Genomic DNA, 21,916 nt, shown 5'->3' with positions numbered 1-21,916 from the left:
GGACGTTACATGAATTATGAATTGCTTGGTATTACCGTACTTTGGACGTTTTTATACGGATATCTCATCGTAGCGTCCATCGATTTCGGTGCTGGATTTTTCAACTATTACACGACGCTTACTGGGCGTGGTCAAATTGTCAAAAAAGTAATCAATCGTTATTTGTCACCGGTGTGGGAAGTAACAAATGTCTTTTTAATCTTCTTTTACGTAGGCTTAGTTGGGTTCTTTCCATCGCTTGCCTTTTATTATGGAACAGCGCTTTTAGTACCAGGGAGCATCGCGATTGTTTTAATTGCGCTACGCGGTTCGTATTATGCCTTCCATCATTACGGACATAAAGAAAGTAGCTGGTATCAGCTTTTATATGGAGCAACGGGACTTCTTATTCCAGCGTCGTTATCCGTCGTGTTGACGATTTCAGAAGGTGGGTATATGACAGTAAATGGAGATAGCGTGAGCTTGAACTATAGCGAGCTATTCACAAGCTTTTACGCATGGGCCGTTGTGTTGCTTGCGATTGTGAGTGTTCTCTACATCTCGGCGTGTTTCTTAACGTTTTATTCTCATAAAGCGAAAGATAAAGGAGCGTTTGATTTATTAAGAGGATATGCGTTATTTTGGAGTGCACCAACGATTTTAGCAAGCTTTCTCGTATTTTTAGCAATGAGTCGTCATAATCCAGACCATTTTAACCGAATGATGGATGTATCATGGCTATTCGCTTTATCGTTTCTGTTTTTCCTTGGAGCGGTGTACTTCATTTGGAAGAAGAAAAACTTAGGGCTTTCATTTATTCTTGTAATGCTTCAGTTTGCAACCGCCTTTTTCGGATACGGTGCTTCACATTTGCCGTATGTGCTGTATCCATATGTCACGATTTACGATAGCTTTACGAACGAAACGATGGCCATTGCCCTTGTACTTGCATTTATTGCGGGCTTGTTATTACTAGTGCCGTCACTGTATTTGTTACTTCGTCTGTTTTTATTTGATAACGAATATGTCGAAGGAAAGCGATAGGAGGGAACGAAATGGATACCTTTTTAATCATGGTCGCTCCCGTTCTTATTCTTGTACTAACGGTTGTTGGACTGTTTGTGTGGGGAGCAAAAGGGAAAAATCCATATGAAAAATGAACGTAAAAGTGCTCGCTAATCGGGCACTTTTTCACTAAAAAGAGGGGATTAGAATGAAGCAGCTGAAGCAAATGGCGTTTGAGCAGAAAAAAAGAATACGATTTCTCATGCTATATGCGGCGTTAACAGGAGCGACAATGGTTGCTCAAGCGTACTTTTTTGTGAAAGTAGTAGATGGCGTCTTTTTAAAAAGTGCATCGTTTCAAGATGTCATTCCGTTAATTGTTAGTTTGCTTGTTGTGTCATTTGCACGCGTCTTATGTATGTATGGCGGTCGAAAAGCAGGGATGTCACTTGCGGCAACGGTAAAGAGAAATGTACGAATGGCACTTATCAAAAAGATGACGCACAATCCGATTCAAGCGTCATTAAGTGGACAGACGGGTCGAAAAGTAAATACGATCATGGATGCGGTGGATGAGCTTGATCCGTACTTTAGCGCCTACATTCCACAAATGATTCAGACGACGTTCATCCCGCTCTTTATCTTACTTGCAGTATTTACTCAGCACGTGTATTCAGGACTCATTTTACTCATTACAGCACCATTTATTCCGTTATTTATGGCACTTGTTGGGATGAAAACAAAGCAAAAATCTGAAGAGCAGCTTGAGAAAATGTCGATGTTCTCTGGTCACTTTTTAGACGTGTTGCAAGGACTAGTGACGTTAAAGCTAGTTGGTCGTGCGCGTCGCCAAAAGCAAGACATTGAAACAAGTAGCTTTGCGTTCCGCGATGCGACGATGCAAGTGTTGAAGATAGCGTTTTTATCAGCGCTGTCACTTGAATTTATCTCAATGCTTAGTATTGGACTTGTTGCGTTTGAGCTAGGCTTGCAAATCGTGATCTTTGAAAACATCTCGTTCTTTTCAGCATTCTTCATTTTAATTTTAGTGCCGGATTTTTATTTATCGTTAAAAGATCTTGGAAGTGCCTTTCATGCAGGGCGCGGTAGCATGGGAGCGGCGAAAAGTGTGTTAGAAGAGCTTGAACAAGAAGACGCAGGGGTTCAATGGGGAGAGACACCTTTAGTAAATTCTCCTCCAACGATTGAATTACAGGATGTTTCCTTTTCATATGAACAAGGCGCGTTTTCATTGAATGATATACATGCAACGATTCAACCTTACGAAAAAGTGGCGATTGTTGGACCGAATGGAGCAGGGAAAACGACATTGTTGCACGTGCTTGCAGGCTTGTTGCAGCCTGCTTCAGGAGAAGTGATGATAAATGGCAAACGACGCAATCACTACGAAGAGAAGAGTTGGTTTGACCAAATTAGTTACATTTCACAGCATCCGTTTGTATTTGCTGGAACGATTGCCGAAAACATTGCAATCGGTGGAAACAAAAAAGCAACGTTTGAAGACATTCAAGCAGCCGCACAAAAAGCAGGCCTCTCATCGATGATCGAATCGCTCGAATTTGGATATGAAACCGTCATTGGGGAAGGTGGGCGCGGGCTTTCTGGTGGAGAAAAGCAACGTCTGGCATTAGCACGTGCCTTCTTGAAAAAACCAGGGTTTATCTTATTTGATGAACCGACTACAGGACTTGATTTATATACAGAACAAGTGCTTCAGCAATCCATGAAAGAGTTAGGAAAAGAAGCGACGATTGTAACCGTAGCGCATCGCTTGCATACGATTCGCGATGCAGATACGATCTATTTCTTACAAGACGGAGCACTTGCTGCTAAAGGCACACATGATGAACTACTAGAACGCGTAGAGCCATATCGTCATATGGTAACCGTGCATAGAGGGGAGGCTGTCACATGAGAGATTTAGTACCGATTATTCGCTTAATGTGGAAAGAGAAAAAAGATATTTGGCTCACCATTTTATTTGGCTTTTTAGCGGGTGTACTAGGTGTCGCCTTATTTGCGTCAAGCGGCTATCTCATTTCAAAAGCAGCTCTTTTACCACCGCTCTATACGCTCACGGTTATGCTAGCGCTGTTAAAGCTAATTGGTATTTCACGCGCGCTCAGTCGTTACGGAGAGCGCCTCGTGTCACACCGCGGTACGTTTACGATTTTAGGGAACATTCGCGTGACATTCTTTGAAAAGCTAGAGCCATTGACACCGCGTATTTTACACAAATACCGAAGCGGTGACTTGCTATCACGAATCGTAGGCGATGTAGAAAGCTTACAAAATTTCTTTTTACGTGTGTTCTATCCTCCGCTTGTATTTTTACTCGTTTTCTTAAGCACGATTTTCTTTACGACGTTTTATTCTGTTAATGTAGCATGGACGTTGTTTGCGGGAATGATTGTGACAGGAGTTATCGTACCACTTTTTTTCACCTGGACACAAAAGCGTGTAGAGGATTCTGTGCAAGGAAACCGTAACGTCTTGTCGTCAGAAGTAACAGAGCTTTTATATGGCTTTCGTGATTTAAAAATTTACGGACGACTTCATGAAAAAGAGGAACAGCTTCGCAAACTATCGGATGTGTATATTGAGGAGCAAAGAGACAAAGAGAATCGAGGAAATCGAACGCAGTCATTAAATATGGCTGTTGCGATGGTTGTCAGTTGTGCCGTACTTGCTGTAGGTGCCTATGAAGTGGTTGAGGGTCGCTTGGACGGTTTGTATTTAGCCATGCTTGTGATGATTTCATTAAATGTATTTGAATTTTCTATTCCGCTTGCAGCGTTCCCCGGATACGCAGAAGATAGCCGAAGAGCCGCTTCTCGCTTGTTTTCAGTTGTAAACGAGACACCGATAAAGCAAGAGAGATTGCTAGATGTAAAAGAAGGACCGATTTCTATTGATGTGCAACATGTTCAGTTTTTGTTTGATCACATGCGTCCCACTCTAAATAACGTATCTGTTTCGTTTCCAGCTGGATCGAAAACAGCGATCGTAGGTCCATCAGGTTCAGGAAAATCGACGCTTTTACAGCTTGTGATGAACATGTATCCAGCAGATGAGGGGGAAATTACGGTAAATGGTACGTCTATCAATGAGCTGAATCAAGAAAGCTTATGGGCAAAAAGCAATGTCGTGTTGCAAGAAAATCATTTCTTTTACGGAACCATTCGCGAAAACTTATGTATCGCAAGAGAAGATGCGAAAGATAATGAGCTGCAAGATGTGCTTACAGCCGTTGGACTAACGAAGCTGCTTGATGATCCTGTGTATGAAAAAGGTGAAAACTTATCAGGTGGTGAAAAGCAGAAGCTTGCAATTGCTCGTGCGTTGTTGCGTCAAGGTCAGCTATGGTTACTCGATGAACCAACGTCGTCAATGGATGTTTTAGCGGAACGCCGCGTCTATGACGAAATTTTTGCTCGTGCAAAAAATGATACGCTCATTCTCGTTAGTCACCGCTTAACGGGTCTTGAACAAATGGACCAAATCATTGTCATGGACGGAGGAGAAATCATCGAAGTTGGCTCGTTTGATGAGTTAATGGCGAACAAGGGTTATTTTTATGGATTAAAAGAAGTTGAACGAAGTGTGCTCTTTTAGGCAATTAAAATAAGTAAAAGCGTGGTTGACAAAAAATGTAACGCTATCATATACTAACAATATCTTACAGGAAGGGAAAGGTACTTACGCCGATGTGGTCTTAATCCTATTTTTAGACATTATTTTAAATGAATCTTTTAAAAATAATGGTTTCTAGATAGGATTAGTCTGTGCATTGTTAAGTGCTTTCTCTTTAGACGGAATACGTATGCCTACCCGTGGTCTCTTTATGACCAGGCTTCTTTTTCATACCTAAAGACAATCAGACGTCCTCTCTAGAAAGCTAGGGAGGTTTTTTTATGTTTATAGAAGCGAAATGCATTGAAAAAAGTTACGGTGATCGACTGATTGTAAAAGTGGATCATCTTCAAGTGTATAGCGGTGATCGAATTGGAATTGTCGGGAAAAACGGTGAAGGAAAATCAACGCTGTTGCGCATGATCGTCGGCGAGATTGAGCCGGATGGAGGGAACATTCAACGATACGCGCCACTTGCGTATATTCCACAGTTAGAAATGGGAGCGGAAGAGACGTTAACAGCGAAAATGAAATCGCAATGGGATGTGCCAAAAGAAAGTCATGAGGCGTTAAGTGGTGGAGAAATCACTCGTCAAAAGATTGCTGCAGCCCTAGCATCTGATGCGAAGGTAATCATCGCGGACGAACCAACCAGTCACTTAGACGTGCAAGGAATCGAACAGCTTGAACGAGAGCTAACGTTATTTAAGGGCAGTGTCATCATCATTTCACATGATCAGGAATTTTTAACACAAGTGTGTACGACGATTTGGGAAATCGAAGATGGTAACCTTCACATCTACGAAGGAAATTACCGTGATTACGTGGAACAGAAGCAGCATATAAAAGAGCGCCAGGCGTTTGAATATGAGCATTATGTAAAAGAAAAGCAGCGGTTAGAACAGGCCGCGATGGAACGAAGTGACAAATCAAAGTCGTTGAAGAAAGCACCAAGTCGAATGGGCAATTCAGAGGCGAGGCTTCATAAGCGAAAGGTGGGTCAAAAGAAAGCAAAGCTAGATCGTGGTGTGAAAGCGATTGAAACACGAATTGAAAAGCTTGAGAGAAAAGAAAAGCCAAAAGAAGAAGAGCGCATTGTCTTTGATGTGCAAGCATTTAGTCATATTCATAGTAAACGAGTAATCGCGTTTCAACACGTCAAAGCGAGTGTTGGCCAGCGAATGTTATTTGGTTCATTAAATGGATCTGTTAAGCCAGGTTCAAAAGTGGCCATCATCGGTCAAAATGGTGTTGGAAAGTCTACGTTACTTAACCTAATTCATCAAAGACATGAAAACATCACGATTGCCAAACCAGCAAAGATGGGCTATTTTCACCAACAGCTTGAAAACCTTGATGAAGAAAAGTCCATTTTAGAAAATGTGAAAGAAAACAGTCGCTACACAGAAACATTTATTCGTACCGTCTTATCACGCCTTCTGTTTAAGCGTGAAGATGTGCATAAAAAAGTTCACATGTTGAGTGGTGGAGAGCGTGTGAAAGCAGCACTTGCCACCGTCTTTTTAGGTGACTACAACGTCTTACTTTTAGATGAACCGACAAACTATTTAGATTTGCATACGAAAGAATCGCTACAAGAAGTGTTAAAAGCATATCCAGGTACGATTTTATTTGTCACACATGACCGCTATTTCGTCAAAGAACTAGCTACGCATGTTGTCGAGATTGAAGAAAAAAGAGCGAAGTTACGAGCGGTTGATCAACAGAAAAAATCGTCTTCATCTACGCAGCAAAAAGAAGCTGATTTACTTGCGATTGAGATGGAGTTAACCGATACCATTAGTAAACTATCACTTGCTGTGAATGAGCGTGAAAAGGAAGAGTTAGAAGGAAAATATACAGAGTTATTGAAGCGAAAAAGAAGATTAACAGAAGCGATGTAAATGTGTTTTTGTTAATTAGAGCAACAAACCGTCTCTTTTGATAAAAATGATAAAGCCCCTTGCCATCGATGAGTAAGCAAAGGGTTCTCATTCTAACGGGGTCGGTTGAAAGGTGCAAACAGCTAAATAACAGGGTTAAAAACATATCAACAAATAAGCATACTAATTCGCATATGAATTGGTATGCTTTTTTGTTGATATATTAGGGTTTACTTGTAATTCCTATTCATATTTAACCTGTATTACAGCACAGCAAAAAAAGGGGACTTCAGCAGTAAATTGGAGTTCCCTTTCTTATTGAATTAAAGCCCCCTTTAATTCAATAAGAACTTTATTATCTTTCAACCCATTCTTTAAAAACATCTAAGATTTCTTCTAAATTTTCTGGACCACCAAAACTAACAAAATGAAAACCATCTCGTTCTTGGTCATAGTCAGTTTTACAATAAATCCAGTCAGTTCCGGTCCTTTCAATATCAATATTGTCAAAAGGTTTATCCCTTAAATCAGTATCTTCTATGCTAATCATTACACTCCATCCAGGATTATCTATTGTATCAATTCGTATTCCATATCTGTGTTCCCAATCACCGTTACATTGCTCGAAATACCATTTTTGAATCCATTTTAATGCCCGCATTACACCCTCCGTTAGAAATGTCCTTCTTCCATTAACCTGCCCTTTAATGGAATAACTGATATTTCCATTTTAACATAATTGTCCAATATCCTGTTTTAATTATATAAATAAAAAAGCACACCATTTTAGCTGTTGAATGGTGTGCGAATTACTTTGCGATATCCTGTTTTGCACCTCTGAACCGAACCTGTTATTCTCATTCATCCTTCTTTTTTCCTTGTATGGCGGTCTGTTGCAAAAGGAATAAAATGAAACAACAGAAGCAATGCGCCAATTATACATGCAATAGCCAATCCAAGCATTCCTTGCATACCTACCCAGCCGACTGTAAAGGTCAAGAAGAACAGAAAGTAATAAAAGCCTGAAAGAATGATCGCAAGCGGCACGCTAAAAACGTGTAGCTTCTTCCAGTATATGATTAACCAAATGGTAAGAGGTAAGAGGATGATAATTAAGCCTGTATGCAACGAGCCCCAGCGAAATTGAGCACGAGATTGAGGACCATCTGCTCCGTAGTCTGCTTCCGTCATGGTGAGTAAATCAACCATCGTCACACATGCCATCACAATACCAATAAGTAAGAGAAAACCAAATATGAACCAATTGAACGAGCTTGCGTTTGTATTCGTTTGCATCGTTGTTCACCTCATAGGCTAGTGTAACACAAAAGGAAATTTATGGGTTAATAAGAACGTTGTTTTACAGTATAATAGAATGAATGAAATGAGAGAAGGAGTCAACAGATGAAGTATTGTAAACGACCAGTTACCGTATTAATCGTAGCAGGGATTATGTCAGGAATTATCTCAATGTTTTTCCCTAATCAACATCAATCATTAGTCACGTATGGCTTTTAGCTTTAGGTTGTCACCGTGAAGTACGCTACAAATGAGTGATGAAGGGAGATGTTTATGTTGATGATAAAAGCACAAGACTGCAAAAGGATAAAAGAAGATATTAGGTTGGAGAAGGTTATTATATTAGAGAAGGAGAATCCGCTTCAACATGCTGATGACATTTATACTCCCTCAGGTGAGACGTTGTGAAATATGAGCATAAAGAGTTTACGCTCACATTGAAAGAAATCATTCAACAGAAAGAAAAGCAGGTACAAGTCCTTCTAGAACAAATGAAAAATGAACATGTAGCTCGATTTGAACAGCTTGACTTGACGCTTGAAGCGGAGTTTGAACGAGTGGGTATCGATCCATTTCAACCAGGCTATTCCTCTTCCATCAGCATCGGTATTAGTGATTTAGATAATGAGCTCATTGATTTATATACGGTATACATTTGGGAATGTGACCGCTCTTTTTTAGGTCTCACTATCTTGAAAAATCTTCCTGGAAGCAAAGTGAAGGGTGAACTTTTAGATGAATCGATCGAAGAGCTTGAAAAAGAGTTATATGAGTATATAGAGGATCACTTGACATGACGTTCACATCCTGACGTAATCGATAATCCAAATCATTGCAACCAATACAATCCAAACGAAAACAGCCATACCAAGGCCGATCAACACATGCTTAATCGTGTAGTCGGTCTTTTTTGATTGCAAAAAGCGGTCGATAATGAAAAATAAAACAGCTGCTCCTAAACTGAATATCCATAAGATAAAGCCAAATAAAAGATGAAAAATGGCAGAATAGATAGTAGCAAATCGAGTGTTTGTATAGACCGAAAGTTGTTTTCCTAACCAATCGCTTAGAAGAGAAGTGAACGTTCCGTATAAATAAATAGCTGGAAAGCTATAAATCATGTAAATAGTTGAATAGCTAATGGCATTAAACAAGTAGTCTTGAAAGGACGACATCCTTTCACCAAATGGATCAGGGTAGATAAAACCAAGAAGAATTGCATAAACGATTCCACAAATAGAAGCCGTCACTAGCTTGCGCTTTGTTTGTTGAGCAAGTATAAACTCTGTTGACATGTGTCATTACCCCCTTATCGCTCTCTTTTTATCTTATCATTACTTTTCCATTATGTAAGAGAATTTGAGCGTAACAAAAAAACACCTTGCAATAGGTGTTTACATGCACTTACACAAACGCAACAACAAAACTTAAAAATAAGACAAGGCCACCGAGAAATGAAAAGAGTATGACAGATCCTTCTTCGTCCACAACAAGTATGTAGATAAGAATAGGTAACGTAAAAATCCATTTGAACGCTTCAGTGTCATAGGATTGAAAAAATGGAATTTCAGGTATCATGACAATGCTAAAAAAGAGCCATGGGCCAATCATAATTGAATAAAGTAAAATGCGTAACAGCTTGTTCAATAATCGTCACTCCAAGTTAAAAAGGTAAAAATGACTTGTATAGTTATATCTTCCTATTCTACCATATGGAGTCAAGCATTAAGAGGTGCGATGGGCACCTCTTTTTTTATTGCCCATTTGCACCGTTAATGGTGATGTTACGTACGTGATCGTCTTCATACTGGTTATTTCTCATTTCAGCTGCTTTGTCATCCACAAGTTTCTTTTGATCCACTTCTGTAGAAGGAGTATGTTTCTTTTTTGACATCGTCGTTCCTCCTTTCCATTCTCGTTTTTTCTTTCTTTAGTGTGACTCATTTTGATGAAAATATAGCTCGTTTTTTGATAGAAAGTCGAAAACGTGCAAAAGATACATAAAGAAGAAAGTGAGGGAACGTGATGAAGTCAGCAGAATGCATCATTATTGGGGGAGGTATAGCGGGGCTGCAAGCAGCCATTCAGCTTGGGCGCTATGAGCGAAGTGTCATTGTTCTTGATTCAGAACAGGGACGGTCTACGATTTGCAAAAGCTACCGTAACTTATTAGGCTGGCCTGATGGGGTGAGCGGTTCCTTTTTACGAGAAACAGGACGAAAGCACGCTGAAGGATATGGTGTGCAATTTAAGAATGAGAAAGTGATGTCTCTTATAAAAGAGAACGATCAAATCCAAGTGTTAACTGAATCTGGGAACACCTATGCAGGAAAAACGGTCTTACTAGCAACCGGTGTAATGGACTACATTCCGTTCATAAAAAATGTTCAATCTTGTTTAGGTGAAAGCATCTACGTTTGTCCTGATTGTGATGGATATGAAGTAGTCAATAAGAGAGCCATTATTGTAGGAAATGGGAAGGCTGGGGCTAGTTTATCACTCACCTTAACGTATTGGACAGATGATGTAGTGTATGTGAATCATGAAGGTGAAGAGCTCGATGCTAACATGCTTGAGAAGTTGCATCATTCCAATGTCCAGTACGTAAGACAAGAGGTAAAAGAAATCATGTTGAATGATGCCGGACTATTTAGTGGTGTCATCCTACAAAACGATCAGGTTTTAAATGGAGATCGAGGATTTCTTGGCTTTGGACGAAAAGGTGTACATAATGAGCTTGCAAAACAGCTTGGTGTTCAATTGATGGAAAACGGTCATATTGAAGTAAATGCTCGAACAAAAGAAACGAGCGTAGAGAATGTATGGGCAGCAGGTGACATAACGGGTCACTCAGAGCAAGTTACAATCGCAATGGGAGACGGAACACAAGCGGCCATTTGGATGCATAAGCGTTTGCTTGAAACAAGATAACCGTTCTCTTTTTATAAGAAGATAGCGAACAGACCATACTAAGACAACGTATGTGACACAAAAGGAGGGTATAAGCTTGAGTTTATTATCAATTTTTGCGCTAGGTGGGTTAAATGAAGTCGGAAAGAACATGTATGCGATTGAATGTGAACAAGATATTGTCGTGATTGATTGTGGAAATAAGTTTCCTGATGAAAGCTTGCTAGGAATTGACCTAATTATTCCTGATATCACGTATCTAGAGAAAAACAAAGACAAAGTAAAAGCACTGGTTGTTACACATGGACATGAAGACCACATTGGAGGTATTGCGTATTTCTTAAAAAAACTGAATGTTCCTGTCTATGCGACGCGGTTTACGCTTGGATTAATAGAGCTGAAATTAGAGGAGCACAAGTTGTTAGGTGACGCGGAATTGATTGAAATTGATTCAAATTCTCATCTCGCGTTTGAAGACATTCAAGTGGACTTTTTTAAAGTAAATCACAGCATTCCTGATTGCCTTGGCATCGCGTTTCGCACGCCACAAGGAACGATTGTTCATACAGGAGACTTTAAGTTTGATTTGACACCTGTTCATCATCAGTATGCAGATATTCATAAAATTGCCCGAATAGGTGAAGAAGGTGTTCTCCTTTTACTATCGGAAAGTACAAACGCAGAGCGGCCAGGCTTTACACCGTCAGAGCACATTGTAGGAGAGCATATGGAAGAGGCGTTCAAAAAAGCAACAGGAAAAGTGATTGTCTCTACGTTTGCTTCAAACATAAATCGCGTACAGCAAGTCGTCGATGCGTCAATGAAAACAAACCGTAAGCTAGCCCTGCTTGGAAGAAGTATGGTGAATGTAGTGGATGTGGCAATCGAAAGAGGATACATACAGGTGCCAGAAGGGATGTTCATTCGTGCTGAACAAATTAACGACTTACCTCCTGAAAAAGTGACGATTTTATGTACAGGAAGTCAAGGAGAACCATTGGCAGCACTTGCGCGTCTTTCAAACGGAACATACCGAGGTGTAGACGTGTACCGAGATGATACCGTGATCTTGGCAGCAGGGCCGATTCCTGGAAATGAAAAAAATGTATCAAGAATCGTTGATAACATGTTTGCACTTGGAGCAAAAGTGATTTACGGAACGGGTAGTTCAACGAGCATGCACGTATCCGGTCATGGCTATCAAGAAGATTTAAAATGGATGCTTACACTCATGAAGCCAAAGTATTTTATTCCAATCCACGGTGAATATCGAATGTTGCATCATCACTGCTTACTAGCAGAATCGGTAGGGGTCGAGCGAGAGAATATGTTCATTCTGAAAAATGGAGACGTGGTTGATCTTGAACATGGCGAAGCTCGTCACACTCGACATGTGCCTGCAGGCAATACGTATGTAGATGGGATTGGTGTAGGAGACGTTGGTGAAATCATTCTCCGAGACCGTAAGCAGCTATCAGAGGATGGCATGTTGGTGATTATCTTGACGATGAGTAAAACGGAAAAGAAATTGATATCACCTCCTGACTTAGTGACGCGTGGATTTGTTTTTGTGAAGGACTCAGAAGCACTGCTTCGAAATGTAAATAAACTCATCACATCGACTGTGAATGACATGGAGTTAGTTGGTCGTAGAAGTGAATGGAATGAAATCAAACAAAACTTAAAGCGTGCCATCGGTCAATATGTATATACTCAAACGAGAAGAAAACCGATGATTTTGCCAATTATTATTGAAGTTTAAATACAAAAAGTATCCCTTACCCACCTATTCATTCATATGACTAAATTTTGGTGGGGTGGGATGCTTTGGGCTGTGACAAAGGGGAGACTTTTACTCCCTTTGTCACAGCTTTTTTTTCTATTAAACTTTCATGCTTCCTATCATAATGGTGATTATCCTGCATAGACTAGTAGAGAATTCTATCAATGAACGATTTGCTTTACTAGAATGAGATCTTGCAGGAGGGCCTGTCATGAAAAAGAAAAATCATCAACATAAAGCGGGATTTATTGTTGTTACGTCCCGAGCTGTTATTATTTCGGTTGTGGTCGTGTTGTTGATGTCTTCCGCAATTGCAGTTGTTAGTTATTCAGCGTTTAAAGACCAATTTCGCTCCTCGGTTATTTACCAAACTCTTTCAAATTATAAAGCACAAAGTTTGTTTTACTTAATGAGTCAAGAAAATCAACATTTTTCACAGGCATTGGAGTCAGATTTTCAGCCTGTTCCCTTTTCGTCTGTGGCGTTAGAATTAACAACAAATATACGTGCAAAGGATTCACGTAGCTTACTAGGGTCAGAGTTGCCTGGCTTTCGTATATTTGATTCCAATATCATTATTGCAGGGGAAGGAACGGATTATACAACGATTCCACAAGAATCCTCTCCACCACTCGAAACCATTTTAGAAGAACGTGAGCTTGCAAAAGAAGAAATTGAAAAGTACGAAGAAAATGAACAAAATCGAGAAACAGCGCCTCCTCCTAGTATGACGACAGGTGATCGAAAAGTCGTCTACCTTTACCATACACATAGTTGGGAGTCTTACTTACCGTTACTAGGATTAGAAGGTGATCCTAATGAAAATAAAGCCGTCGATAATAAAACAAACATCACCTTAATCGGAGATATCCTTGGTAAAGAGCTCGAAGCACGAGGGATTGGAACAACGGTTGATAAAACGAATATGACACAAAAATTGAATGAAAAGAAATGGAAGTCTAGTCGTTCATATACAATGTCCAGAGGAATTGTTGAAGCTGCTTCTCTGCAAAATAAAGAGCTAACCTATTTTATTGATATTCATCGTGATTCACTTCGAAAAGACAAAACAACTGTTAATATTAATGGAAAAGCATATGCGAAAACGGTTTTTGTGTTAGGACAAGGCAATAAGAACTTTGACCAAAATCTTCAGCTTGCGACCGACTTACATCAACGACTACAAAAGAAATACCCGGGGTTAAGTCGTGGGGTTATCGGAAAGCCAAAAACAAGTGGTCAAAATGGCGTATATAATCAAGACTTATCACCTAATGCCATTTTAGTAGAGATGGGTGGTGTTGATAACAACATGGAAGAACTTACAAATGCCGCAAAAGCGATTGCCGATGTGTTTAGTGAGATGTACTGGGACGCAGAGAAGGTAAACGCTCAATAAACGGCATGTACGAGCGTAACCGTTTCTTTTTAGATAAAGGTGAAAGCGTACAGTAATCGAGGTCAGAAAGCCAAGCGTGACAAGAGAATACGAGAGATGAGTAAAACGCCACTTGTGATGTACGAGTGGCGTTTCGTTTGTGCTCTTTTTCGAATGTTTCAAAAGCTTGGTCATATATATAACTACAGATGAAAAAACAGTGGTGATTAAAATGGGAAATAAGACTATGAGCCGGAATCGTCCGACCATTTACATAGCGGAACAATATGACCGCGTAGAGAAAGGGAACAGGGGGAGAAGTGAGATGATTGAATCGTTTTATTCACCATTTGTGACCAATAGTGGGCGGAAGAAGACGATTTTTGAAATCAAGTTTGCCGATGTGGAAGCGATGATTGAGAACGATACAGAAGAGGGATATCAGCTAGAATTCAAGCGAGAAATTAGCTCTACGGTCCGTCGTAAAATCCCGAATATTATTGCTTCATTTGCGAATGAAATGGGTGGATGGCTCATTTTTGGTATCGATGAAGATGAAAAGCGAATTCACCTGATTGAAAGAAAAGACTACGAATTATTTATAAACAATATGTTAAAAGACGTGACGAATCCAGTCCCACGAATTGTGACGCGCTTTTTAGCGACAGATGATGATCCAAATCAAGGTGTACTTGTTATTTGGATTCCAGAAGGAAATAATCCTCCATACATTTCATATGGGAAAATATATCGTCGAGTTGGAAGTGGTTCATCACCTGTAACGGAAATTGAAGATCGCTATCATCTTGATCGACTGTATCAAAAGTCAGAAGACCGCATGTATAAATTAGAAGAGTTTTGTACAAAAGAGCTCTCGATTTATAATCGGAAATGGCCGATGCATGGAAAGAATTATGTTCATTACGGAATGTGTAATATTTATATCATTCCACTTTATGATCTTGATTTACTTCAACAAATGAACATAGATATGTTAAAGCAGCATATTCTAACAAAGTCACTAGAAATGAAAGATTACGATCTTGAGGGTGGCTTTCAAGTTCAAGCGAATTTGCCATTTTTAAAGGCTTCTCATTCTGCCGATTCTATTATTTTTCGAAACAATGAAATGATTGACTCCTATGACAAAACCATTGCGTGGGAGCAGTTCTTTAACGGCTCAGCAAAATTTCATATTCCCATTCCATATGTCGATGAGCTTGATCAAGTGAAGAAGGTTTTAAAGCAGTCGGTGCCTAATTATGTGGATGAAAAGATTTTTGAACAATTTCAATACATTGATGGACATTTATTTTTAACAGCTCTTCTTAGCTGTTTTGGGGAGTACTTTGACTGTATTACGGACTTGAAGGCAGAATGTGATGAAATGATTGTAGTGATTGATTTAGAAAATGTGCGCAATGATGTGCTTTATTTTCATCATGAGCCATTTGTCTCGTTTTTACAAAGTGATGGCCTCGTTTTTTCTGATAAAAACAAATACCGGTTCAACAAATCCTTTTTATCAACACAGCTAGAAATGAAGCAGCCTGGTGCGTTGCTTGCTTACTTCGATTCGGTCATTCATGCGTTTGGTTTGTCACAGACAGATGGTATTCGCTTTTTTATTCATCAGCTTTTACATGAAAAATAAGTAAAAATGTGGATGATTTTTCAGAGTTTTATGATAGAATGAGGACAACGTTTTATGAAGTGTGACAATCATGGGGAAAACAAGGGGAGAAGATTCATGAAAAAAGTCACCTCCATCCTTCTAATCGTAGTTGCGTTAATTGGCCTGGGAGGAACAGGAGCTGCTTATTATCACCTAGAACAGAAGCGGCAAATGAATGAAAAGATGATTGAAGACGACGTCAAAGTGGTAGATGAGTCGTCTACGACAAAGTAAAAAAAGCTAAGTCACAATAGCTCAAAAGCATCTATAGTGACTTAGCTCATCACATCCCTTGCTTGTAAAATCCGGTCGTGGCCAATGGATTAATGAGCAAGAGATGTTGTGTTAAGGTATTCTTTTGTCATTTGTAGTCACGTTTAGAGTAAATGTTCAAAGTAAATGAAACAGCGAATTGGCATGTTTTGTTTTTGTGTAAAGTTCAATGGATACATGTCCAATATAAGCAATTGTGGCTGTGGAAAACAGTGTAACCGCTCGACATACATAGCGGTTTTTTTGCTTTTGTTTGACATAAATCCATAAGGCAGTAAGAATCAACCAATACAAACCAAGCGTCATGAGCTGTCCCTTTAATGCATAAATGTCATTTACGGTATGACGAAAGAGTTGAAGTGCTTCATTATTTAACTTCGTTTCACTAATTTGTCTTTTTGTATCAGAAGATGAAATCCCCACGTTCCATTCGTAATGATACATCCGTTCATCATGGTGTTTATACACTGTATAAAAATAACTACCACTTCGTTGCGCATCAATCATAGTCATGTCGGTTTGTGCAAACACCGCTTGAGGAACGGCAAATAACATAAGTAAACAAATAATCCACTTTATCATCCTAAAAATCCTCTTCCTCTATGTAACATCCATCTTTTATTATAAAACAGAAAAAAAGTTCTATCTACCACCCTCTTTTCCTATTTTCATTTCTATATATAGAGTGAAAGGAGGGTGATCACATGTCAACGAAAGTGAAAAACAGCAGTCAATTTCGCCTAGTATTTGAAGAAGGAATGAAAGAAGATGGCAGCGCGATTTTTAAATCAAAAACATTCAACAACGTGCGTCAAGATGCAACGGCTGACGAGTTACAAGCAACGGCTGAAGCACTAGCGAGCCTTCAAACAATGCCACTTGAAGCAGTCGAAGAAGTCGTTACATTTCGTATCTACAAATAAGCTGAAAAGGAGGAGAAAGCATGATGACCAAAACGTTAACGCTTCAATTCGTCAATGAAGCGAAAAAAGCAGCCAGTGTATCGATTAATAACGTAAAAGAACCACTTGACCAAGCGGATGTTCACGCTGCGATGGACGCCATTATTGCCAACAACGTGTTTATCACAGACGGTGGTTTCCTCATCGAGAAAAAAGGAGCTCGTATTACCGAGCGTCAAGTCACAGACATTGAACTAGCGTAATCCCATTTAGTCAGAACCCCTCTAGCCAGTCGTCGGTGTGAGGGGTTTTTTTATGAAAGGAGAGGAACAAATGGTGGAATGGTTTTCGTTCATTCAAGATGTCGGTTTTCCAGTGGTCGTGACGCTGTATCTTTTGCATCGCATTGAATCGAAGCTAGATATGGTGGTCACCTCCATTCAAAAGCTACCAGATGAAATGAGAAACTAAATGAGAAGGGGGGCTGTATGAAAAGAAATTCATTTGATGCAGTCCCCCACATCCTTTATGGCTCTTATTATACAAATTATATACATAAAATTCCTTATTTGTATAATGACTGTAAATGGGTAGTCGAACATATAGTGTGGTGCTATACTTGTGAAAGACAAGAATGACCATTCACATGGAGAGGTGATACACATGGAATCATTCAACACATACGATCAACGAATTGGAGAAGCGATGTTAACGTGTGCGAACCAATTTGAAGCAAACGTTCGCTACTATGAAATTCGTCAAGATATGATGGCTACATTACAAGAAATAAGTAAAATGGTCGAGGAATTCGAGGTTGATTACTCGGCTGAAAGCTTACAAGTAGTAGAATTACTTTATTATGATTTAGTTGAAACCGACCAATTCTCGGTTTTCCATACAACAAAAGAAGAATTTGAAATGTGCTTAGGTGTCTATCTAGGAGAAGCCGTCATCGCACACAATGATCAAGCACAATGGATTGTTCAGCCCTATGAAGCAGTTGAAGACAAGTACACAATGGGAATTGAAAAAGGCCGATTTACTCTCATGGTTCCAAACGGATTCGTTGACTTGTACGAGCAATACCCACAATTTCGCTTTACTGTCTATCGAGAGTTTTTACTTTTTGGACGTCGGAAAGCATAAAAGAATGCGCAAAGCCAGGAATGGTTTTGCGCGTTTTTTTGTTTGGTTATGGAATGTTCTGAAAAGAGGATTTGTGTGAGAGGATACTGTATGATAAACAAGCGAGAGGTGAAATATGGAAATGTGTGAAGGGGGATTTAGTTGACCTTACTGTTCCTCATTTACTTGAACTTGTCGAATGTATAGTCGCATTTCAATTGAATGAGCAAAATGAGGTGCTTTTTATCATTCTTACCGAGAAGACCCCCACCTCAAGGAACACAGTAAGTAGGTGGGGGATGAATCGGTTTTTTAAACTTTTTTCATTTTGAGTGTTTTTCTTTTGTAATTTCTTCTAATATTGTTATAAAATAGAAGTAGGTAAAGAACACCAGTTCGCAATGAGGTGAAGGCCAATGTTAGTAAAAAAAGCATATAAATTCAGACTCTATCCAAATCAAAAACAGATGGAATTAATTCATAAAACCATTGGTTGTTCTCGTTTTGTGTACAATTATTTTGATTCAGGAGCAGTATACTTGTTAAATCGTTTGAATAGGTAATGAAGTGGAGAAAAAGATTTTCGATTAAAGGAGAATAGTTATGTCAGAATCAACGGCTAATCAAAAGTTAGGTATGGGCGCATTGTTTCAAAATCGAGTCATTAAAGTGATCCTACTGTCTGTTTTATTTCTTCAAGTCGGGATATGGGTGAGAAATTATTCGATTTTGTTGTATGTCATCGAAAAGACGAATGAAAATCCAGTAGCCATCTCATTAATTTCAGTGGCTGAATTTGCGCCTATCTTTCTGTTTTCATTTATTGGAGGAGCATTTGCAGATCGTTGGCGTCCAAAGAGAACAATGATTTGGTGTGATGTGTTAAGTGCCGTGTCTATTTTACTCGTGCTTGTCACCTTACTGTTCGGTAGTTGGAAGGCCATTTTCTTTGCGACGCTTGTATCCTCCATTCTGTCACAGTTTTCACAGCCGGCGGGTATGAAGCTATTTAAATTACATGTACCGACTGAGCTTGTTCAAATGGGGATGTCGATGTATCAAACACTGTTTGCCATTTTTATGATTTTAGGACCAATACTCGGAACCTTTGTTTATCAGCATTTTGGTATTATGACAGCTATTGGCATTATGGGCGTTGCGTTTTTATGTTCGGCAGCGGTACTACTTATGTTACCAACGGATCCTGCACCTGTAAAAGAACAGCAGGAAACCACCTTAATACAAGAAATGAAAGAAGGATTTCGCTATGTGTTAAATAGTCAAACACTTACCTTGCTAGGTGGATGTTTCGCAGCAGCAGGTCTTGCGATTGGATTAACACAGCCGCTTGGTGTCTTTTTAATTACGGAACGACTCGGACTACCAAAAGAAGACCTACAATGGCTCATGGCGGCATCAGGTGTGGGAATGATTCTTGGTGGAGGGATAACGGTCGCTATTGCGAGAAAAGTAGTGCCTCAAATGCTTCTAATTATGGGAATGACCGCAAGTGCGATTGGATTTGTCGCGCTCGGATTATCTACTGCCTTTTGGCTGACGTTAGCGGCACAATTCTTTTCAGGCTTGTTCATGCCTTGTATCCAAATTGGGATCAACACGATGATTTTACAAAACACGAAAGAGACGTTTATCGGAAGGGTAAATGGTATCTTAAATCCACTGTTTATGGGGGCAATGGTGATCACGATGTCACTTTCAGGATGGGTGAAAAGCCATTTCTCGATTATTTATATTTACCAAGCATCAGCGGTTCTTCTTGTAATCGGAATTATCATCTTGCTGCCATTAATGAAGAAGGCGGTCGTTAATCAAGTGGTAAAGGAAGAAGCGTAAGAAGAAAGCGGGCGACTAAAAGTTAAGTAATTCAATTATCGTGAAGAAAACCTAAAATAACAAGATAGGTAACATGTGAAACCAAAGGTGAATGAACACAGTAAACAGTACATAAAAAAGCTCAGATTATATGAATCTGAGCTTTACTTTTTATAAAAAGATCCTGTTTGTATAATAAAGAGTGCTGTCATTAACTATAATCTCTTAGCTATCAAGTGCTTAATCGCATTAATAACAACTGACGGTTCATCATTTTGAATATAATGAGTACTATTTTTAGCAATGATAAACTCACTATTTGTAGATATATTAAGAAGCTCTTCCTGCATTTCATTCCAAAGCTCTTGTGATTGAGATGAATAGTGAGCTTTTTTACCTGCTGAAATAACAATCAAAGGAATATCAAGTTTTCTTCTTTTTTCCTTTGTCTGTTTTAAACTCTCCATAAATTCATGATAAGTACCTTCATAAATAAACTGTTTTTTATAAGCATCCTGAAACTCAGCTGACATAGTAGGGAGAAATATTTCTCTGTAATCTTCGGGTGTTGAGTCGACTAAAACTAATCCATCTACTTCATTCGGATATTCAGTAGCATATAATCTCATATTTACACCACCGAATGAATGACCTACTAATATATACGGTGGCTCTATGCCTATATTAGTAAGTAGCTCTTTTAACTCGTTAACCATTTGTTCACTTGTCCGTTTATTAGAGCTCTTTTCACTCTTCCCTAAACCAGCTCTATCATATAAAACCACTTCAGTAATCTTAGCTATTTCAGGAGCAATTTTATTCCACGCTTTTGAGTAGTCTCCATAACCTGCATCCATTACTACTGTCGGTTTATTTTTCTTTTTGCCCAATAAATTTACATAAAGCTTAAAATTTTTTACTTTAATAAAGAATTGTTCATTATTTATTTCATAACCATTCATAAATATTAACCCTTCTTCTATTTGAATTTTGTTCTATGCAATTATCTTGCATGTTAACTGAACAAGAGTGATTGGCTTCTCTATAAATATTAACATAAGTACCCTGTTCATCTTGTTTATTCCTCAGTTTACGATATTTACCGAACTCAAAATCATGTAGTGACAATAACTATTAAATGAAAATAATGAATTAAAGGATAGCTAGTCTGTTATGGGTCTCTTTACATCCCATAAAAAATGGAGCCTAACAACTTTGTGATTTCATACTAATTATATTACTCTTTTACGTTATCTGGACTAAGCTAAAAGCGCTCTTCTTTTTTGCGAACCGTTACATAATTCAAAAAATGTTACTCATTGTGCGTGAACAAGAAGAGAGCCTGTTGTATAATAAATGATAGAAAAAAAGGTTAGTAGGTAAAGGGAATAAAACGAGAACATTTCCTCGGAAAAGGTGAGAGGTGTATAGCGTGAAGGTTGTATTCGATTTAGATGGAACGATTTGTTTTAAAGGAAAGCCTTTAACGAAAAGAATCGTTGAAGCGTTGAAAGGGCTAGAAGAACATGGACATGAAGTGATTTTTGCATCTGCAAGGCCGATTCGAGATATGCTTCCAGTAATTGATGACAGTCTTCATCATGTACGAATGATTGGGGGGAACGGGTCCCTCATTTCCAAAGAAGGAAAGCTGTTAGAAGCTACTGCCTTTTCAGATGCACAAGTAGAAGAATTGCTCCGATTCATTAACGTGTACGAAGCCACTTATTTAATCGACGGCGAGTGGGATTATTCTTATACAGGTGATGCTGCTCATCCCATTTTGCAAAATGTGGATCCTGCCTTACTTGCAAACATGGTGGACGTACATAAGCATGAATCCATTGTAAAAGTTCTTATTTTAAGTGCAACGAACATGGAAGAATTAGCGAGAGAAGTATCCAAGCTTGAGGTGGTGACACATCGACATCATGCAGAAGATGTGTTGGATATTAGCCCAAGTAACATTGACAAATGGACGGCGCTAAAAAAGCTAGGAATTGAAGAAGGGGATTACGTTGCATTTGGCAATGATGCAAACGACATTACGATGTTCCAGCACGCTGCACATTCGGTTATGATTGGTTACCATGAGCAGTTAGCACCTTATGCGACAGAAAGCATTCCGTGCGATGAACATGTAGAAGAAAAAATAATAGCAAGATTGCAAGAATTGGTACAGCAATTTAAACATAAAAACGTGATGAGTCGATAGTG

At 39.1% G+C, this 21,916-nt stretch carries 25 protein-coding genes; 18 read left to right on the top strand and 7 right to left on the bottom strand.

From position 1 onward, the window contains the following. Positions 1-9 precede the first annotated feature (9 nt). The 5 genes from JOC83_RS09080 to abc-f all read left to right on the top strand — a co-directional run bounded on the left by JOC83_RS09080 (position 10) and on the right by abc-f (position 6,542). Positions 10-1,023 (top strand): cytochrome d ubiquinol oxidase subunit II, encoded by a 1,014-nt coding sequence (locus JOC83_RS09080; RefSeq protein ID WP_205186416.1) that lies wholly within the window; start codon positions 10-12, stop codon positions 1,021-1,023. Positions 1,024-1,034: 11 nt separating this feature from the next. Then, positions 1,035-1,139 carry a cytochrome bd oxidase small subunit CydS family protein gene (gene cydS, locus JOC83_RS20325; RefSeq protein ID WP_378912981.1) on the top strand — a complete coding sequence of 35 codons (105 nt, stop codon included), beginning with the start codon at positions 1,035-1,037 and terminating at the stop codon, positions 1,137-1,139. Between the two features lie 53 nt (positions 1,140-1,192). After that, positions 1,193-2,920 (top strand): thiol reductant ABC exporter subunit CydD, encoded by a 1,728-nt coding sequence (gene cydD / locus JOC83_RS09075; protein WP_205186415.1) that lies wholly within the window; start codon positions 1,193-1,195, stop codon positions 2,918-2,920. Further along, on the top strand, positions 2,917-4,620 hold the full coding sequence (gene cydC / locus JOC83_RS09070) for a thiol reductant ABC exporter subunit CydC (protein ID WP_205186414.1): 1,704 nt from the start codon (positions 2,917-2,919) through the stop codon (positions 4,618-4,620). The genes cydD and cydC overlap by 4 nt, the downstream gene beginning before the upstream one ends. A 299-nt stretch (positions 4,621-4,919) precedes the next feature. After that, entirely contained in the window at positions 4,920-6,542 is a 1,623-nt protein-coding gene (abc-f, locus tag JOC83_RS09065; protein ID WP_205186410.1) for a ribosomal protection-like ABC-F family protein, read from the top strand. Between the two features lie 334 nt (positions 6,543-6,876). On the opposite strand, the gene JOC83_RS09060 is transcribed toward abc-f, so the two are convergent. Both JOC83_RS09060 and JOC83_RS09055 read right to left on the bottom strand, forming a co-directional pair. Next, positions 6,877-7,182: an immunity 53 family protein gene (locus tag JOC83_RS09060; RefSeq protein WP_205186408.1), complete on the bottom strand. Its 306-nt coding sequence runs from the start codon at positions 7,180-7,182 to the stop codon at positions 6,877-6,879. A gap of 200 nt (positions 7,183-7,382) precedes the next feature. Next, positions 7,383-7,817, bottom strand: coding sequence for an RND transporter (locus tag JOC83_RS09055; RefSeq protein WP_205186406.1), 435 nt, complete (start codon positions 7,815-7,817; stop codon positions 7,383-7,385). Positions 7,818-8,224: 407 nt separating this feature from the next. On the opposite strand from JOC83_RS09055, the gene JOC83_RS09050 reads away from it, so the two are divergent. Beyond that, positions 8,225-8,617, top strand: coding sequence for a hypothetical protein (locus JOC83_RS09050; RefSeq protein ID WP_205186404.1), 393 nt, complete (start codon positions 8,225-8,227; stop codon positions 8,615-8,617). A gap of 3 nt (positions 8,618-8,620) precedes the next feature. On the opposite strand, the gene JOC83_RS09045 is transcribed toward JOC83_RS09050, so the two are convergent. The 3 genes from JOC83_RS09045 to JOC83_RS09035 all read right to left on the bottom strand — a co-directional run bounded on the left by JOC83_RS09045 (position 8,621) and on the right by JOC83_RS09035 (position 9,714). Continuing rightward, the gene (locus JOC83_RS09045; protein ID WP_205186403.1) at positions 8,621-9,115 is read right to left on the bottom strand and encodes a hypothetical protein; all 495 of its coding nucleotides are present in this window, start codon (positions 9,113-9,115) and stop codon (positions 8,621-8,623) included. A 109-nt stretch (positions 9,116-9,224) separates the two neighbouring features. After that, the gene (locus tag JOC83_RS09040; protein ID WP_205186402.1) at positions 9,225-9,467 is read right to left on the bottom strand and encodes a hypothetical protein; all 243 of its coding nucleotides are present in this window, start codon (positions 9,465-9,467) and stop codon (positions 9,225-9,227) included. A gap of 106 nt (positions 9,468-9,573) precedes the next feature. Next, positions 9,574-9,714 (bottom strand): hypothetical protein, encoded by a 141-nt coding sequence (locus tag JOC83_RS09035; protein ID WP_205186401.1) that lies wholly within the window; start codon positions 9,712-9,714, stop codon positions 9,574-9,576. A 131-nt stretch (positions 9,715-9,845) separates the two neighbouring features. Between JOC83_RS09035 and JOC83_RS09030 the strand changes: the two genes are divergently transcribed. The 5 genes from JOC83_RS09030 to JOC83_RS09010 all read left to right on the top strand — a co-directional run bounded on the left by JOC83_RS09030 (position 9,846) and on the right by JOC83_RS09010 (position 15,800). After that, entirely contained in the window at positions 9,846-10,751 is a 906-nt protein-coding gene (locus tag JOC83_RS09030; RefSeq protein WP_205186400.1) for an NAD(P)/FAD-dependent oxidoreductase, read from the top strand. Positions 10,752-10,821: 70 nt separating this feature from the next. Then, complete coding sequence (locus JOC83_RS09025; RefSeq protein ID WP_338038901.1) at positions 10,822-12,492, top strand: ribonuclease J; 1,671 nt, start codon at positions 10,822-10,824, stop codon at positions 12,490-12,492. A gap of 232 nt (positions 12,493-12,724) precedes the next feature. After that, entirely contained in the window at positions 12,725-13,912 is a 1,188-nt protein-coding gene (gene spoIIP, locus JOC83_RS09020) for a stage II sporulation protein P (RefSeq protein WP_205186398.1), read from the top strand. Positions 13,913-14,138: 226 nt separating this feature from the next. Then, positions 14,139-15,545 (top strand): AlbA family DNA-binding domain-containing protein, encoded by a 1,407-nt coding sequence (locus JOC83_RS09015; protein ID WP_239583435.1) that lies wholly within the window; start codon positions 14,139-14,141, stop codon positions 15,543-15,545. A 96-nt stretch (positions 15,546-15,641) separates the two neighbouring features. Continuing rightward, the gene (locus JOC83_RS09010; protein WP_205187267.1) at positions 15,642-15,800 is read left to right on the top strand and encodes a hypothetical protein; all 159 of its coding nucleotides are present in this window, start codon (positions 15,642-15,644) and stop codon (positions 15,798-15,800) included. Positions 15,801-15,956: 156 nt separating this feature from the next. Here JOC83_RS09010 and JOC83_RS09005 read toward each other — a convergent pair whose 3' ends face one another. Then, positions 15,957-16,421, bottom strand: a complete 465-nt coding sequence (locus JOC83_RS09005; protein WP_205186395.1) for a hypothetical protein — start codon at positions 16,419-16,421, stop codon at positions 15,957-15,959. Positions 16,422-16,543: 122 nt separating this feature from the next. Between JOC83_RS09005 and JOC83_RS09000 the strand changes: the two genes are divergently transcribed. From JOC83_RS09000 to JOC83_RS08975, 6 genes are all read left to right on the top strand, one after another. Further along, complete coding sequence (locus tag JOC83_RS09000; RefSeq protein ID WP_205186394.1) at positions 16,544-16,762, top strand: DUF1659 domain-containing protein; 219 nt, start codon at positions 16,544-16,546, stop codon at positions 16,760-16,762. Between the two features lie 20 nt (positions 16,763-16,782). Continuing rightward, positions 16,783-17,004, top strand: coding sequence for a DUF2922 domain-containing protein (locus JOC83_RS08995; RefSeq protein WP_239583434.1), 222 nt, complete (start codon positions 16,783-16,785; stop codon positions 17,002-17,004). Positions 17,005-17,074: 70 nt separating this feature from the next. After that, complete coding sequence (locus tag JOC83_RS08990; RefSeq protein ID WP_205187211.1) at positions 17,075-17,212, top strand: YvrJ family protein; 138 nt, start codon at positions 17,075-17,077, stop codon at positions 17,210-17,212. Positions 17,213-17,404: 192 nt separating this feature from the next. Then, positions 17,405-17,887 carry a hypothetical protein gene (locus tag JOC83_RS08985; RefSeq protein WP_205186393.1) on the top strand — a complete coding sequence of 161 codons (483 nt, stop codon included), beginning with the start codon at positions 17,405-17,407 and terminating at the stop codon, positions 17,885-17,887. Positions 17,888-18,282: 395 nt separating this feature from the next. Next, positions 18,283-18,429 (top strand): helix-turn-helix domain-containing protein, encoded by a 147-nt coding sequence (locus JOC83_RS08980; RefSeq protein ID WP_205186392.1) that lies wholly within the window; start codon positions 18,283-18,285, stop codon positions 18,427-18,429. Between the two features lie 40 nt (positions 18,430-18,469). Beyond that, positions 18,470-19,720 carry an MFS transporter gene (locus JOC83_RS08975; RefSeq protein WP_205186391.1) on the top strand — a complete coding sequence of 417 codons (1,251 nt, stop codon included), beginning with the start codon at positions 18,470-18,472 and terminating at the stop codon, positions 19,718-19,720. 194 nt (positions 19,721-19,914) lie between these two features. Here the strand turns inward: JOC83_RS08975 and JOC83_RS08970 are convergent, their stop codons facing one another. Beyond that, on the bottom strand, positions 19,915-20,661 hold the full coding sequence (locus JOC83_RS08970; RefSeq protein ID WP_205186390.1) for an alpha/beta fold hydrolase: 747 nt from the start codon (positions 20,659-20,661) through the stop codon (positions 19,915-19,917). A gap of 470 nt (positions 20,662-21,131) precedes the next feature. On the opposite strand from JOC83_RS08970, the gene JOC83_RS08965 reads away from it, so the two are divergent. Beyond that, the gene (locus JOC83_RS08965; protein WP_205186389.1) at positions 21,132-21,914 is read left to right on the top strand and encodes an HAD-IIB family hydrolase; all 783 of its coding nucleotides are present in this window, start codon (positions 21,132-21,134) and stop codon (positions 21,912-21,914) included. The last annotated feature ends 2 nt before the right edge of the window (positions 21,915-21,916 follow it).

This window comes from Priestia iocasae, assembly GCF_016909075.1.
Taxonomy (GTDB): domain Bacteria; phylum Bacillota; class Bacilli; order Bacillales; family Bacillaceae_H; genus Priestia; species Priestia iocasae.
This window is presented reverse-complemented; position numbering and strand designations above follow the sequence as displayed.

What these genes read in the sequence shown, in the direction of transcription:
- JOC83_RS09060 (WP_205186408.1), bottom strand. Translation starts at nt 7,182, where the DNA reads ATGCGGGCATTAAAATGGATTCAAAAATGGTATTTCGAGCAATGTAAC.
- JOC83_RS09055 (WP_205186406.1), bottom strand. Translation starts at nt 7,817, where the DNA reads ATGCAAACGAATACAAACGCAAGCTCGTTCAATTGGTTCATATTTGGT.
- JOC83_RS08985 (WP_205186393.1), top strand. Translation starts at nt 17,405, where the DNA reads ATGGAATCATTCAACACATACGATCAACGAATTGGAGAAGCGATGTTA.
- JOC83_RS08970 (WP_205186390.1), bottom strand. Translation starts at nt 20,661, where the DNA reads ATGAATGGTTATGAAATAAATAATGAACAATTCTTTATTAAAGTAAAA.
- spoIIP (WP_205186398.1), top strand. Translation starts at nt 12,725, where the DNA reads ATGAAAAAGAAAAATCATCAACATAAAGCGGGATTTATTGTTGTTACG.
- JOC83_RS09015 (WP_239583435.1), top strand. Translation starts at nt 14,139, where the DNA reads ATGAGCCGGAATCGTCCGACCATTTACATAGCGGAACAATATGACCGC.
- cydD (WP_205186415.1), top strand. Translation starts at nt 1,193, where the DNA reads ATGAAGCAGCTGAAGCAAATGGCGTTTGAGCAGAAAAAAAGAATACGA.
- JOC83_RS09010 (WP_205187267.1), top strand. Translation starts at nt 15,642, where the DNA reads ATGAAAAAAGTCACCTCCATCCTTCTAATCGTAGTTGCGTTAATTGGC.
- JOC83_RS09005 (WP_205186395.1), bottom strand. Translation starts at nt 16,421, where the DNA reads ATGATAAAGTGGATTATTTGTTTACTTATGTTATTTGCCGTTCCTCAA.
- JOC83_RS08975 (WP_205186391.1), top strand. Translation starts at nt 18,470, where the DNA reads ATGTCAGAATCAACGGCTAATCAAAAGTTAGGTATGGGCGCATTGTTT.
- JOC83_RS09035 (WP_205186401.1), bottom strand. Translation starts at nt 9,714, where the DNA reads ATGTCAAAAAAGAAACATACTCCTTCTACAGAAGTGGATCAAAAGAAA.
- JOC83_RS08995 (WP_239583434.1), top strand. Translation starts at nt 16,783, where the DNA reads ATGATGACCAAAACGTTAACGCTTCAATTCGTCAATGAAGCGAAAAAA.
- JOC83_RS09030 (WP_205186400.1), top strand. Translation starts at nt 9,846, where the DNA reads ATGAAGTCAGCAGAATGCATCATTATTGGGGGAGGTATAGCGGGGCTG.
- cydC (WP_205186414.1), top strand. Translation starts at nt 2,917, where the DNA reads ATGAGAGATTTAGTACCGATTATTCGCTTAATGTGGAAAGAGAAAAAA.
- JOC83_RS08990 (WP_205187211.1), top strand. Translation starts at nt 17,075, where the DNA reads ATGGTGGAATGGTTTTCGTTCATTCAAGATGTCGGTTTTCCAGTGGTC.
- JOC83_RS08980 (WP_205186392.1), top strand. Translation starts at nt 18,283, where the DNA reads ATGTTAGTAAAAAAAGCATATAAATTCAGACTCTATCCAAATCAAAAA.
- JOC83_RS09045 (WP_205186403.1), bottom strand. Translation starts at nt 9,115, where the DNA reads ATGTCAACAGAGTTTATACTTGCTCAACAAACAAAGCGCAAGCTAGTG.
- JOC83_RS09000 (WP_205186394.1), top strand. Translation starts at nt 16,544, where the DNA reads ATGTCAACGAAAGTGAAAAACAGCAGTCAATTTCGCCTAGTATTTGAA.
- abc-f (WP_205186410.1), top strand. Translation starts at nt 4,920, where the DNA reads ATGTTTATAGAAGCGAAATGCATTGAAAAAAGTTACGGTGATCGACTG.
- cydS (WP_378912981.1), top strand. Translation starts at nt 1,035, where the DNA reads ATGGATACCTTTTTAATCATGGTCGCTCCCGTTCTTATTCTTGTACTA.
- JOC83_RS09080 (WP_205186416.1), top strand. Translation starts at nt 10, where the DNA reads ATGAATTATGAATTGCTTGGTATTACCGTACTTTGGACGTTTTTATAC.